This is a genomic window from Acidimicrobiales bacterium (assembly GCA_041394245.1).
Classification (GTDB): Bacteria; Actinomycetota; Acidimicrobiia; order Acidimicrobiales; family Aldehydirespiratoraceae; genus JAJRXC01.
The window spans coordinates 2,255,633-2,268,657 of record JAWKIR010000002.1; the positions used below are offsets into that span (position 1 = coordinate 2,255,633).

At 66.6% G+C, this 13,025-nt stretch carries 12 protein-coding genes; 9 read left to right on the plus strand and 3 right to left on the minus strand.

Annotated elements, in window-relative coordinates; translation table 11 throughout:
• The first annotated feature begins 46 nt into the window (after positions 1-46).
• Both R2707_11220 and R2707_11225 read left to right on the plus strand, forming a co-directional pair.
• Positions 47-1,333: an amidohydrolase family protein gene (locus tag R2707_11220; GenBank protein MEZ5245660.1), complete on the plus strand. Its 1,287-nt coding sequence runs from the start codon at positions 47-49 to the stop codon at positions 1,331-1,333.
• 5 nt (positions 1,334-1,338) lie between these two features.
• Positions 1,339-2,094 carry an SDR family oxidoreductase gene (locus R2707_11225; protein MEZ5245661.1) on the plus strand — a complete coding sequence of 252 codons (756 nt, stop codon included), beginning with the start codon at positions 1,339-1,341 and terminating at the stop codon, positions 2,092-2,094.
• Positions 2,095-2,107: 13 nt separating this feature from the next.
• Here the strand turns inward: R2707_11225 and R2707_11230 are convergent, their stop codons facing one another.
• Positions 2,108-2,869 (minus strand): glucose 1-dehydrogenase, encoded by a 762-nt coding sequence (locus R2707_11230; protein ID MEZ5245662.1) that lies wholly within the window; start codon positions 2,867-2,869, stop codon positions 2,108-2,110.
• Positions 2,870-2,959: 90 nt separating this feature from the next.
• On the opposite strand from R2707_11230, the gene R2707_11235 reads away from it, so the two are divergent.
• Genes R2707_11235 through R2707_11260 form a run of 6 tightly spaced genes read left to right on the plus strand, consistent with a single transcriptional unit; the run spans position 2,960 to position 9,483 of the window.
• Entirely contained in the window at positions 2,960-4,141 is a 1,182-nt protein-coding gene (locus tag R2707_11235) for an amidohydrolase family protein (GenBank protein MEZ5245663.1), read from the plus strand.
• Position 4,142: 1 nt separating this feature from the next.
• The gene (locus R2707_11240; GenBank protein MEZ5245664.1) at positions 4,143-4,337 is read left to right on the plus strand and encodes a ferredoxin; all 195 of its coding nucleotides are present in this window, start codon (positions 4,143-4,145) and stop codon (positions 4,335-4,337) included.
• 7 nt (positions 4,338-4,344) lie between these two features.
• Complete coding sequence (locus R2707_11245) at positions 4,345-5,505, plus strand: cytochrome P450 (GenBank protein MEZ5245665.1); 1,161 nt, start codon at positions 4,345-4,347, stop codon at positions 5,503-5,505.
• Positions 5,505-6,962, plus strand: a complete 1,458-nt coding sequence (locus tag R2707_11250) for an aldehyde dehydrogenase family protein (protein ID MEZ5245666.1) — start codon at positions 5,505-5,507, stop codon at positions 6,960-6,962. The genes R2707_11245 and R2707_11250 overlap by 1 nt, the downstream gene beginning before the upstream one ends.
• Positions 6,959-8,179, plus strand: coding sequence for a CoA transferase (locus R2707_11255; protein ID MEZ5245667.1), 1,221 nt, complete (start codon positions 6,959-6,961; stop codon positions 8,177-8,179). The genes R2707_11250 and R2707_11255 overlap by 4 nt, the downstream gene beginning before the upstream one ends.
• 47 nt (positions 8,180-8,226) lie before the next feature.
• Positions 8,227-9,483, plus strand: coding sequence for a TetR/AcrR family transcriptional regulator (locus R2707_11260; protein MEZ5245668.1), 1,257 nt, complete (start codon positions 8,227-8,229; stop codon positions 9,481-9,483).
• An 8-nt stretch (positions 9,484-9,491) separates the two neighbouring features.
• On the opposite strand, the gene R2707_11265 is transcribed toward R2707_11260, so the two are convergent.
• Positions 9,492-11,375, minus strand: coding sequence for a KUP/HAK/KT family potassium transporter (locus tag R2707_11265; GenBank protein ID MEZ5245669.1), 1,884 nt, complete (start codon positions 11,373-11,375; stop codon positions 9,492-9,494).
• 26 nt (positions 11,376-11,401) lie between these two features.
• Positions 11,402-11,968 carry a TetR family transcriptional regulator gene (locus tag R2707_11270; protein MEZ5245670.1) on the minus strand — a complete coding sequence of 189 codons (567 nt, stop codon included), beginning with the start codon at positions 11,966-11,968 and terminating at the stop codon, positions 11,402-11,404.
• An 87-nt stretch (positions 11,969-12,055) separates the two neighbouring features.
• On the opposite strand from R2707_11270, the gene R2707_11275 reads away from it, so the two are divergent.
• Positions 12,056-13,021, plus strand: a complete 966-nt coding sequence (locus R2707_11275) for an LLM class F420-dependent oxidoreductase (GenBank protein ID MEZ5245671.1) — start codon at positions 12,056-12,058, stop codon at positions 13,019-13,021.
• Positions 13,022-13,025 lie beyond the last annotated feature (4 nt).

Genomic DNA, 13,025 nt, shown 5'->3' on the forward strand with positions numbered 1-13,025 from the left:
GGTGTTAGATTCCTTTGAGCAGCCGGCTTAGGTCAAGGGGGACCCCGTGGACAAGAACGACATGATCCTGGTCAGTGTCGACGATCATCTGTGCGAACCGCCGCACATGTTCGACGAACACCTTCCGGCGAAGTGGAAGGACGAGGCGCCGAAGCTCATCCGGACCGAGGAGGGCAACGACGTCTGGACCTTCAACGGCGCGGTGATCCCGAACGTGGGGCTCAACGCCGTCGCCGGACGCCCGAAGGAGGAATACGGCATGGAGCCGACCTCGTTCGAGGAGATGCGCCCCGGCTGCTACGACATCCACGAACGCATCAAGGACATGAACGCGGGCGGAGTGCTCGGGTCGATGTGCTTCCCGAGCTTCCCCGGCTTCGCCGGTCGCCTCTTCGCCTCGCACCCCAACAAGGAGTTCGCGGCCGACCTCATCCGGGCCTACAACGACTGGCACATCGACGAATGGTGCGGCGCGTATCCGGGTCGTTTCATCCCGGCCGCGCTGCCGATGCTCTGGTCGCCCGAGGAAACGGCAGCCGAGATCGCCCGAGTGGCAGAGAAGGGTTGCCACTCGATGATCTTCACCGAGAACCCGGTGCCGCTGGGCCAGCCGAGCTGGCACGACGAGCACTGGAATCCGATGCTGGAGGCGTGTGTCGAGCACAACACGGTCCTGTCGATCCATCTCGGTTCGTCGGGCCAGCTCGTGGTCACCGCACCGAACGCGCCGATGGACGTGATGATCCAGATGCAGCCGATGAACATCTCGACCGCGGCCGCCGACCTCTTGTGGTCGACGGTCCCGCGGCGCTACCCCGAGATCAAGATCGCGTTGTCCGAGGGCGGCACCGGTTGGGTTCCCTACTTCATGGACCGCGCCGACAAGACCTACAAGATGCACCACACGTGGACGGGTCAGGACTTCGGCGACCTGTTGCCGAGTGAGGTGTTCCGCCGGAACTTCCTCACCTGCTTCATCACCGACCCGGTCGGCATCATTCTTCGCCACGAGATCGGCATCGACAACATCACGTGGGAGATGGACTACCCCCACTCCGACTCGAACTGGCCCAACGCGCCCGAAGAGCTCGAGGAGGTGTTCACCGGCGTTCCCGACGATGAGGTCGACAAGATCACGCACCTCAACGCCATGGAGTGGTACTCCTACGACCCGTTCTCGGTGATCGATCGAGCCGATTGCACGGTGGGCGCGCTACGCGAAGCGGCCGGCGACCACGACGTGTCGATCAAGTCGATGTCGACCGGACGCCACGACGGTGCGGAGAAGATCTCACTGGTCGACTTCGCGGCGAACGCGAAGGCAAAGGCCTGACCGGGATCTACGGCCTCACCGGCCACACGGCCCTCGTCACCGGTGCGGCCGGTGGCGGCATCGGCAAGGCCACCGCGCGCCGGCTCCTCACCGAGGGCGCCAACGTGGTCGTCACCGACGTGCACGAACGGCGCACCGACGAAACGGTCGCCGAGTTCGCCGACGAGTTCGGCGCCGACCGGGTGATGGGCTCGCTGATGGACGCAGGCGACCGCGCCCAGATCGACGCCACGCTCGCCGCGGCCCGCGAGCGCTTCGGCGTCGTCGACGTGCTCGTGAACAATGCGGCGGTCAATGCGCTGAACCCCGTGGGCGACATGACCCCCGAGCAGTGGGACTGGGCGATCGGCGTCAACCTCTCCGGCCCCTGGTATCTCTGCCGGGCGTTGCTGCCGGCGATGGTCGAACAGGGGTGGGGATCGATCGTCAACATCACGTCCGTCGCCGGTTGGATCCACGGCACCAACGAGGGCCCCTACGCGGGCGCCAAGGCGGCCCTCCACCAACTCACGCGCACCATCGCCACGGAGTACGGGCCGAGCGGCGTCCGCTGCAACGGGGTCGCGCCGGGGATCATCCACACCTGGTTCGTCGACGCGAAAGCACCACAACTACTCGATGAGGCGCCGAGGACCCCCCTCCGCCGACTCGGCACTCCCGCCGACATCGCCAACGTGGTGGCGTGGCTGGTGAGCGACGAGTCGTCGTTCGTCACCGGCGAGACGATCAACGCCAGCGGCGGCTGGTACATGCGCCCGTGACCCCGCCACGGGTTCAGGCGAGTCCGCCGTCCATGCGGAGGATCGCGCCGGTGGTGAAGCTGGACGCGTCGCTCGCGAAGTAGAGCGCGGCGCCGATGATCTCGTGGGGCTCGCCGGCGCGACCGAGAGAGATGCCCTTGCCGATGTTGGCGATCGCCGCCTCACTCCACGCCTTCGAGATGTCGGTCAGGAACGGCCCCGGCTGGATGCAGTTGACGCGTACCTCCGGTCCGTAGGCCCTCGAGAAGCTCTCGGTGAGATTGTGGAGCCCCGCCTTGGCGAGTCCGTAGACGACCTCACCGGGCGTCGGCTTCACCGCGGCAGTGGAACTGACCGAGATGATGGAGCCCTTGCCGTTGGCCTTCATGTGCTCGGCCAGCAGGACGGTCAGCCGGAAGGTTCCTTTGAGGTTGACCTCCATCACCTTGTCGTAGAGCGCCTCGTCGATGGCATCGAGCGACTCGTAGAGGGGCGACATGCCCGCGTTGTTGACGAGGATGTCGATCGTCTCGAACTCGGCGATCGCCCGCGCGGCCAGCGCTTCGGCCTGATCCCAGTAGCCGATGTGGCACTCGACGGGGAGCGCCCGTACCCCGAACCGCTCCTCCACCTCGGCGGCGAGCGCCTCACAGTTCGCGAGCTTGCGACTCGCGATGACGACGTTCGCTCCCTGGGCGGCGAACGCCTGCACCATTTCCTTGCCGAGCCCGCGGCTCCCGCCGGTCACGATGGCGGTGCGGCCGGTGAGGTCGAAGTAGTCCATGGGTGAGTCCATGGCCGGGAGCGTAGAACACGTCATCTAGACATCCGGCCCGACGCGAGAAATACTGACGCCACTGTTAGATCAGCTCGGAAGGGAACATCAGTGGCGCGCACGATCGACTACCCCGTCTTCGACTCCGACAACCACCTGTACGAGACCGAAGAGGCCTTCACCCGCTACCTCCCCGAGAAGTACAAGGGAGCGATCAAGTACGTGCAGGTCGACGGGCGCACGAAGATCGCGGTCAACGACAAGATCTCCGACTACATCCCCAACCCGACCTTCGAGGTCGTGGCCCGACCCGGCGCGCAGGAGGAGTACTACCGCAACGGCAACCCCGAGGGGAAGAGCCTCCGCGAGATCTTCGGTGAGCCGATGAAGTGCCCCGAATGGGCCCGCAACGCGCAGGCCCGGCTCCCCCACCTCGACGAGCTCGGGATCGACGGCACGCTGATGTTCCCGACGCTCGCCAGTCTCCTCGAAGAGCGGATGCGCGACGACCCGGACCTGTGCCACGCCGCCGTGCATTCGCTCAACCAGTGGCTCCTCGACGAGTGGGGCTTCAACCACGAGAACCGCATCTTCACGACACCCGTGATCGCGCTGCCGATCGTCGAGAAGGCCATCGAGGAACTCGAATGGGCCCTCGACAAGGGCGCGCGGTGCGTCCTGATCCGGCCGGCGCCGGCGTGGGGGCTGCGGGGGCCGCGCTCGCCCGGGCTCGAGGAGTTCGATCCGTTCTGGGCCCGGGTGCAGGAATCCGGCGTGTTCGTCGGCATGCACTCGTCCGACTCGGGCTACGCCGATCTCTCGGGCATCTGGGAGGGCCGCGGCAACGAGATGCTGCCGTTCAAGCCCAACCCGTTCCGCTTCCTCGTCATGAACAATCGCGCCATCACCGACATGATGAACGCGATGATCTGCCACGGTGCCTTCACCCGGTTCCCCGACATGCGCTTCGGTACGATCGAGAACGGCGGAACCTGGGTCAAGCCGCTCATCGCGAACCTCGAGGGCATCTACAAGAAGATGCCGCAGGAGTTCGCCGAGCACCCGGTCAACACCTTCACCCGCAACGTCTACGTCAACCCGTTCTGGGAGGACGGACTCGAAGACCTGATCGACATCATGGGCGCCGATCGTCTGCTGTTCGGATCCGACTACCCCCACCCCGAGGGCCTCGCCAACCCGATCGAGTTCGCCGACGACCTGCCCGACAGCCTCAGCGACGCCGATGTCGCCAAGATCATGGGCGGCAACCTCAAGGAACTCCTGGGAGCCTGACGTGAGGATCGAACTCGACCGGGAACGCTGTCAGGGTCACGGACGCTGCTACGTGCTCGCATCCGCCGTCTTCGGATCAGACGACGACGGCTACGGGCTCGTCATCTCCGAGACCGTCGGACCCGAACTGCACGACGCCTCGCGCAAGGGCGCCGGCAACTGTCCTGAAGACGCCATCACCATCATCGAAAGCTGAACAGCCAATGAGCGACACCGACGACGGCATCGACCTGAGCGGACCACCGCAGGAGATGTACAAGTTCCTCCGCGACCACATGCCGGTGATGGCGGTCGAGCACGAGATGATGACCGGCACCAGCGTCGCGCTCCACGGCGACGTGATGACCGTCCTGCAGAACGCCGACGTCTTCTCGAGTCTCGGGGCGGCCGAGATCGGCCAGGTCCGCCCGCTGATCCCGCTCGAGATCGATCCGCCCGAACACTCGAAGTACCGCAAGCTGCTCGATCCGCTGTTCGCGCCGCGCCGGGTCGCCCTGCTCGAAGCGTCGACCCGGGCCCTCGTCAACGACCTCATCGACACGGTGATCGACGACGGCGAGTGCAACTTCCATCGATCGATCGCCGAGCCGCTCCCGAGCCAGGTGTTCCTCACCATGTTCGGCCTTCCGGTCGAGCGCACCCCGGAGTTCATCGAGCTGAAGGACGGCATCATCCGACCTCCGGTCGACGGATTCGACGAGGCGACAGAGTTCCGCAACGTCACCGGCCAGAAGATCTACGCGGTGCTCCAGGAAGCGATCGACGAGAAGAAGGCGAACCCCACCGACGACTTCATCTCGCAGTTTCTCGACGCCGAGGTGGAGGGTCATCGCCTCACCGAGGCCGACGTGCTCGACATCGGCTACCTCTTCTTCCTCGCCGGACTCGACACGGTCACCGCCTCGCTCGACTGCATGCTCGCCTATCTCGCCCAGAACGCGGCGCAGCAGAAGCGTCTGGTCGACCAACCCGCCGACATCCCGGCAGCCGTCGAGGAGCTGCTGCGCTGGGAGAGTCCGGTCGCCGGGGTGATCCGGGTCGCGACCGCCGACACCGAACTGTCGGGCTGTCCGATCCATGCCGGCGACAAGGTGTCGGTCAACCTCGGCTCGGCCAACACCGACGAGCGGTTCTGGGACGATGCCGACACGGTCGACTTCGACCGGGAGATCAACAAGCACATCGCGTTCGGCGGCGGCGTCCACCGCTGTCTCGGCTCGCATCTCGCCCGGATGGAACTGCGGGTGTGTCTCGAGGAATGGCACAAACGCGTGCCGTCGTATGAACTCAAGCCGGGCACCACGCCCGCATACACCATGGGGTTGCGCAGCGTCGACAACCTCGAACTCGTCTGGAGGACGTAGTGGACTCGAAGCTGTTGATCGACGGCAAGCTCGTCGACGCCGAGAACGGCGCACTGTTCGACAACATCAATCCGGCCACCGAAGAGGTGATCGGACAGGTCGCCGACGGCAGCAAGGCCGACATGGAAGCTGCGGTCGCCGCGGCCCGCAAGGCGTTCGACACGACCGACTGGTCGACGAACCACGCGTTCCGCAAGCAGTGCCTGCTCCAACTCCAGGCTGCGATCGAGAGCGAACAGGAGGAGATGCGCGCCGACCTCGTCGCCGAGGTCGGTTGTCCGCTGCTGATCACCTATGGCCCCCAGCTCGACGCGCCGTTGCGTGAGGCGCTCGCCTGGCCGGCCGAGATGATCGACTCCTTCGAGTGGAAGCGCTCGATCGGCACGAAGGACGCCATGGGCGTCGGCTACCAGACCGAACGCGAAGTCTGGAAGGAGCCCCTCGGCGTCATCGGGGTCATCGTCCCGTGGAACTTCCCGATCGAGATCACCCTCAACAAGCTCGGCCCGATCCTGGCGATGGGCAACACGTGCGTGCTCAAGCCGGCGCCCGACACGTCGGCCACGGCGGCGCGGCTCGCCCGATTGATCGTCGAGAAGACCGACATCCCGCCCGGTGTGGTCAACATCGTGTCGAGCCAGGACCACCTGACCGGCGAGGTCCTCACGACCTCGCCCGATGTCGACATGGTCGCATTCACCGGCTCGAGCGCGACGGGCCGCCGCATCATGGAGGCGGCGTCGTCGACCCTGAAGCCGGTGTTCCTCGAACTCGGCGGCAAGTCCGCCAACATCTATCTCGACGATGTCGACCTGTCCCAGGCACTGGCGAGCGCCGTCACCTCGTGCATGCACGGCGGCCAGGGCTGCGCGATCCCCACCCGCCTGCTCGTCCCCCGCAGCAAGTACGACGAAGCCGTCGCCGTCGCGACCGAGAGCTTCGCCAACTGGAACTATGGCGACCCCACGGATGCCAACAACCTGCAGGGCCCACAGGTCTCGAAGAAGCAGCAGGACCGTGTGCTCGCCTACATCCAGAAGGGGATCGAGGAAGGCGCCCGCGTCGCGATCGGCGGCGGCGTGCCCGCCCACCTCGACAAGGGGTACTACGTCGAGCCGACGCTGTTCGTCGACGTCGACAACTCGATGACGATCGCCCAGGAGGAGATCTTCGGACCGGTGATCTGCCTGATCGCGTACGACGACGACGAGGATGCGATCCGCATCGCGAACGACTCGACGTTCGGCCTCTCGGGCAACGTCTTCAGCGCGGATCTCGAGCGAGCCAAGGCCGTGGCTGCGAGGCTCCGGACCGGAACGATCGGGATCAACGGTGGTGTCTGGTACGGCGCCGACGCGCCGTTCGGTGGCTACAAGAACTCCGGCATCGGCCGCCAGTGCGGCATCGAGGGCCTCGAGATCTTCACCGAGACGAAGACCGTGGGTTGGCCCGCATGAGCGGGCCGCTCGACGGCATCCGCGTCGTCGAACTGGCGAGCTGGATGTTCGTGCCGTCGGCGGGTTCGGTGCTCGCCGACTGGGGCGCCGACGTCATCAAGGTCGAGCCCCCCGACGGTGGCGATCCCCAACGTGGCCTGATCACCTCCGGGCTCGTCCCCGGCGGCGCCGGCGGCGTCAACTTCATGATCGAGCAACCCAACCGCTCGAAGCGGAGCATGGCGATCAACCTCCGCAGCGACGACGGGCGCGAGGCGTTCCTGAAACTCATCGAGACGGCCGACGTCTTCCTCACCAACTATCTGCCGCCCATTCGCCGCAAGCTGCGGGTGGACACCGACGACATCCGGGCCCGCAACCCGAACATCATCATCGCCCGCGGCTCCGGTCAGGGGCCCCAAGGGCCCGACGCCGAGAAGGGCGGCTACGACGGCGCGTCGTTCTGGGCTCGCGGCGGACTCGGCGCCGTGTTCCCGCCCGGCGACGACGGCTGGCCGGCCGGCCAGGCATCGCCCGCGTTCGGCGACGTCATGGGTGGACTGAGCGTCGCCGGCGCGATCGCCGCTGCGCTCGTCAAACGAGAGCGCACCGGCGAGGGCAGCGTTGTCGACGTTTCGCTGCTCGCGACGGCGATGTGGCAGATCTCACCGCTGGTCGTGGCGTCGAAACTCTTCGGTATGAGCTCGCTCCCCCGCGGCGACCGACGCATGTCGCCCAATCCGGGGGTGGGCGTCTACCGCACGAAGGACGGGCGCTTCATCAGCCTGATCCTGCTCCAGAGTGACAAGCACTGGGAAGACTTCGCGGCCCGACTCGAACGACCGATCCTGGTGGACGACGAACGATTCAACCATTCCTCGGCCCGGGCCCAGAACGGGCCCGACTGCATCGACATCCTCGACGAGGCGTTTGCCGAACGCACCCTCGACGAATGGAAGGAACGACTCGAGACCTTCGATGGCGTGTGGACGCCGTTCCAGACCCTCGACGAGCTCTACGCCGACCCGCAGGTGATCGCCAACGGCTACCTGCCGGCGATGACGCACGGCTCGGGCGACGAGGTGCAGCTGGTCGCCAGCCCGGCCCAGTTCGACGAGGAACCGATCGAGGTGGAGCGGGCCCCCGAGCTCGGCGAACACACCGAACTCATCCTCAACGAACTCGGCATCGACTGGGACGACATCATCGCGATGAAGGAGTCGGGCGCGATCCTCTGACCCGACCGGGGCGGCGGGCGACCGCTGGCGCCTACCCTGAGAGGTCCATGGAGGACATCACGACTTCCCGGCGCGCACCGTTCGGCACCAACCCGACCGTGGGCGAGGCCGGCCGGGCGACGCAACAACGCATCCTTGCCGCGGCCAACGACGCGTTCGCCGCCACCGGCTACGCGCGCACGAGCGTCGAAGCGATCACCGACATCGCCGGCTGTTCCCGGCCGACCTTCTACCAGTACTTCTCCGGCAAAGAGGATCTCCACCGGCGCCTGGCCGCTCGGTTCGGCGCCGAACTCCTCGAGGTGCTGGACCGCATGGGGCCGATCACACCGGATCGGCGGGGGCGCGACGAGATCGCCTCGTGGCTGACGGGTCTCGCCGCCGTCCATGCCCGCTATCGCGCGGTGGCCGACAACTTCGCCGCTGCGGTCCGCACCGACGACCAGATGGTGACGGGGTCGGTCACGCTCAGTGCGGCCTACCGGTCGCGGCTCTGCGACGTCATCGTCGACCCGCCGGCCGATCCGGTCGCCCTCGAGGTGCAGGCCGTCGCGATCAACTCGGTGGCATACGGCGCGTCCGTCTATCGCCGGCGGGTGGGATCGGTGACCGATGCGCGGGCGACCGATGCGCTCACCGACCTCATCCCCCGCTCGATCTTCGGAGCGATCGACGGCATCAACATCGGCGAATCGCGACCGGGCACCGGTCGTCGCACGCCAGGGCAAACCCGGGCGACGAATCCCGACGACGAACGCCGCCAGGCCCGGGGTATGGCAACGCGGACCAAGCTGATGGACGCAGCCGCAGCCGCCTTCGGCACGCTGGGATACGAGGGGGTGAGGGTCGACGACATCGCGGTCGAGGCGGGCGTGTCGCACGGGACCTTCTATCGCTACTACCGCGACAAGGACGCGGTGTTCTCCGAACATGTCGACGCGGCAACCGACGAGATCGTGGAGCTGTTGGCGTCCTGGCCACTCGCAGCCGGCACGGAAGCCCCGTGGGCGAGCGACTACTTCGACCTCTTCGCTCGCCACGGCGGCATCATCGGATGCCTGCCCGAGGCGCGCGCGGCCGGACTCGACGCTGCGACTCGATCCCGGCTCGAGGTCAGCCGCGCGCTCCGAACCGGACTCGACGCTCGCAGCTTCGGCGACACCGATGCCGACATCGTGAGCTGCTTCGCCCTCCTCGAGGGATTCCCCGCGTCCGCCTTCCGCGGACTCGGCATCTCGGTCGAGGACGCGATCAACACGACCGCGCTCATCCTGCGCCGTGGCGTGTTCGGCGCATCGGCGTGAGGCAGCGATCAGAGGGCGAGCGAACCCGAGATGCTGAGGGTGCGGTCGGCAGGTAGGCGGAAACTGTCGGACGCGCTGCCTGCGTTCCGATGCAGCACGACGAAGACATGGTCGCGCCACGTGGCCCACCAGCTCGCCGAGCCGTCGACGACCGCGACACGCGGACTCAGCATGTAGAGCGCCTCCTCGGCGTCCTTCCCCAACAATCCCGCCAGCGCGGCCGGAACATCGGTCTCCTCCATGAAGCCGAACCGGAGGCGCGCGCCCCGGAACCCGTCGGAAAATTCCTGCATCTCCACGCGGAATGCAGGCTGCACCTTCGGGACGCCGGCGATCTCGACGGTCAGCACGATCACGTCCTCATGCAACACGTGTTGCAGGCGGGCGTGGCTCACCAGCGCCGGCGGCGCATAGCCCTGGATGCCGTAGAGATACACGGCGGTTCCCGGTATCCGCACCACTTCGGTGTCGCGGACACTGTCGATGAAATCGGGGATCGCGATCAGCCCGCCGGCCGACTGACGGCGCATGTTTCGGCGCCCTGCGTGCCAGGTCAGCATCAAGCCGAGCAGGACGGCACCGACCATGAGGGAGAACCAGCCGCCACTGGGGATCTTCGGCAGGTTGGCGCCGAAGAACGCCAGATCCACCGCCAGCATGACAAACGCGAACGCGACTGCGGCAGTGCGTGGCCAGCGGAAGCGGTGACGGGCGATGACCGTGAAGAGGACGGTGGTGATCGCCATCGTCGCGGTGACGGCGATGCCGTACGCGGCCGCGAGGTTGCTCGACGAGCCGAACCCGAGCACCAACGCGCAGCTCGCGATCATGAGCGTCCAGTTCACCACCGGGACATAGACCTGGCCGCGTTCGGATGCCGACGTGTGGACGATCCGCAGCCGCGGCAGGTAGCCGAGACCGACGGCTTGATGCGTGAGCGAGAACGCACCCGAGATGAGCGCCTGCGACGCGATCACGCTGGCCAGCGTCGACAGCACCACGAGCGGCAGGACGGCGGCGTCGGGGGCCATCCGATAGAACGGATTGTCGATCGCCTCCGCATCGCCGATCAGCAGCGCGCCCTGCCCGAGATAGTTGAGTGTGAGCGCCGGCAGCACCAGGGCGTACCAGGTGAGGGTGATCGGACGACGTCCGAAATGGCCCATGTCGGCGTAGAGGGCCTCGCCACCCGTCACCACGAGAAACACCGAGCCGAGGGAGAGGAAGGCGCTCATCCCGTTGTCGAGGAAGAAGCGCACCGCGTGGCCGGGCCAGAACGCCCGCAGCACGGTCGGTTCGCCGACGAGTTGCACCAGACCGAGCAGCGCAAGGGTGCTGAACCAGAGGATCATGGCGGGGCCGAAGACCCGACCGACCGCATGCGTCCCGCGACGTTGCACGCTGAAGAGCGCGACGAGGATGAGGATCGCAATCGGCACCACGAAGTGGTCCAGTCGATCTGTGGCGACCTCTGCGCCCTCCACCGCACTGAGGACGGAGATCGCCGGCGTGATCATCCCGTCGCCGTAGAGGAGGGCCGTGCCGAACACGCCCATGACCACGAGCACCAGACGCACCCGACTGCCCAGCCCCGAGGGAATCAGCGCGGTGAGGGCGAGGATGCCGCCCTCGTGGTCGTTGTCGGCACGCATCACGAAAATCAGATACTTCACCGAGATGATGACGATGAGCGACCAGACGATCAGCGAGAGCACCCCGAGGACGTTCGCCTCGACGACGGGTATCTCGTGGCCGGCCCCCTCGAAGGACTCGCGTAACGCATAGAGCGGGCTGGTGCCGATGTCGCCGTAGACGACACCGAGCGCGCCGATCGCCAGCGTCGCCACTCGGAGGTGTTCGGATCGTCGAGCCCGTTCGGGGCGCGGAGTCATTACCGCTGTCTATCCCGGCAATGGCCTCATTCCGATGACCCGGCGCCAATACTTCCGGCCACCGACGCGGCCAGCACCGCGAGCCGTCGTCGGTACCGCAGCATGGTGGGCTCGTCGTACTTGAATCCCAATGGCGACAGCAGCAGCAGATCGATCCAGGGGGTCGGGTCGTCGACCTCGTCGCCCAGCCGTTCCTCCAGTGCCTTGCGGACCCGTCGGTTCACGTCGTCGACCACCGACTTCGCATGTCCGGCCTTGGCCTCGACGAGATCGTTTCCATGTTCGGTGGATCGGAACTTCTCCATGAGATCGCCCGACCAGCGCTGGAGGAAGCCGTCGAGTCGGCCCTCGAGATCACCCTCGGCGACCAGCGATGCAATGGCGCTGTCGGCGGCATCGGTGAAGACACGCTCAAGCATCGCCCGGAAGATCTCCTCCTTGTTGCCGTAGTGCTGGTAGAGCGCCGGGCGCGACATCGATGCTGCTTCGGCGATGTCGGCCATCGACGTGCGGGCGAAGCCGTAGGCCGAGAACTTGGCGAGCGCCGCATCGAGGATCCGCAGCCGCTTGTCGTCGTCCGCTCCCTCGGCCATGGCCCCATGATGGCGGACGCCGCCGGGGTAGACAAGCTGACATTTTCTGCATATGTTGTCAGAACGTCACAGCACAGGAGCGCTTCCATGACCCGACTCGGCTATCAGATCCCGAACTTCACCTACCCCGGAGTCGCCGCCAACGAGATCTTCGACAATCTCGTCACCCAGGCCAAGACGGCCGAGGCGAGCGGGTTCGACCGGATCTTGCTGATGGATCACTTCTACCAGCTGCCCGGGATCGGTGACCCCGACGACTACATGCTCGAGTGCTACACCACCCTCGCGGCACTGGCGCAACACACCGAATCGGTGCGGCTGAGCGCCCTGGTGACGGGCAACACCTATCGCAACCCGGCGGTGCTCGCGAAGACGATCACCGCGCTGGACCACGTCTCGCACGGTCGCGCCACACTCGGCATCGGCAGCGGATGGTTCGAGCTCGAGCACGACGCCTACGGCATCCCCTTCAACACCTTCTCCGAGCGCTTCGAGAAGCTCGAGGAGGCGCTCAACATCATCCTGCCGATGCTCCGTGGCGAGCGACCGACCCTCGTCGGCACCCACTACCAGGTCACCGAAGCCATCAATTCCCCCGCGCCGGTCTCGAAGGTGCCCGTCATGATCGGCGGCAACGGCGAGAAGAAGACCCTTCGCATGGTCGCCCAGTACGCAGACGAGTCCAACCTCACGTGCGGCATCGAGGAGGTCCCCCGCAAGCTCGAGGCCCTCGCCGAGCATTGCGAGCGTCTCGGCCGCGACCGTTCGGAGATCAAGGTCACGAAGCTCGTGATGATGGTGATCGGCCGGACCATGGACGAGGCGCGGGCCAGCGTCGACACGTTCATCGAGAACCACGGTTGGCCGGCCGAGGTCGCCGAGCTGATGGCCCCCCGCATGACCCTGGGCGGACCCGACGAGATCGGCGAGGCCATCCAGGAGCTCGTCGATGCCGGCATCGACGGAGTGACCCTCAACCTCGCGGCCAACGCACACGATCCGGAACTCATCGCCCTCGCCGGGGAAACGGTGGGGGCGGTGCTGCCGGCCTGACGGG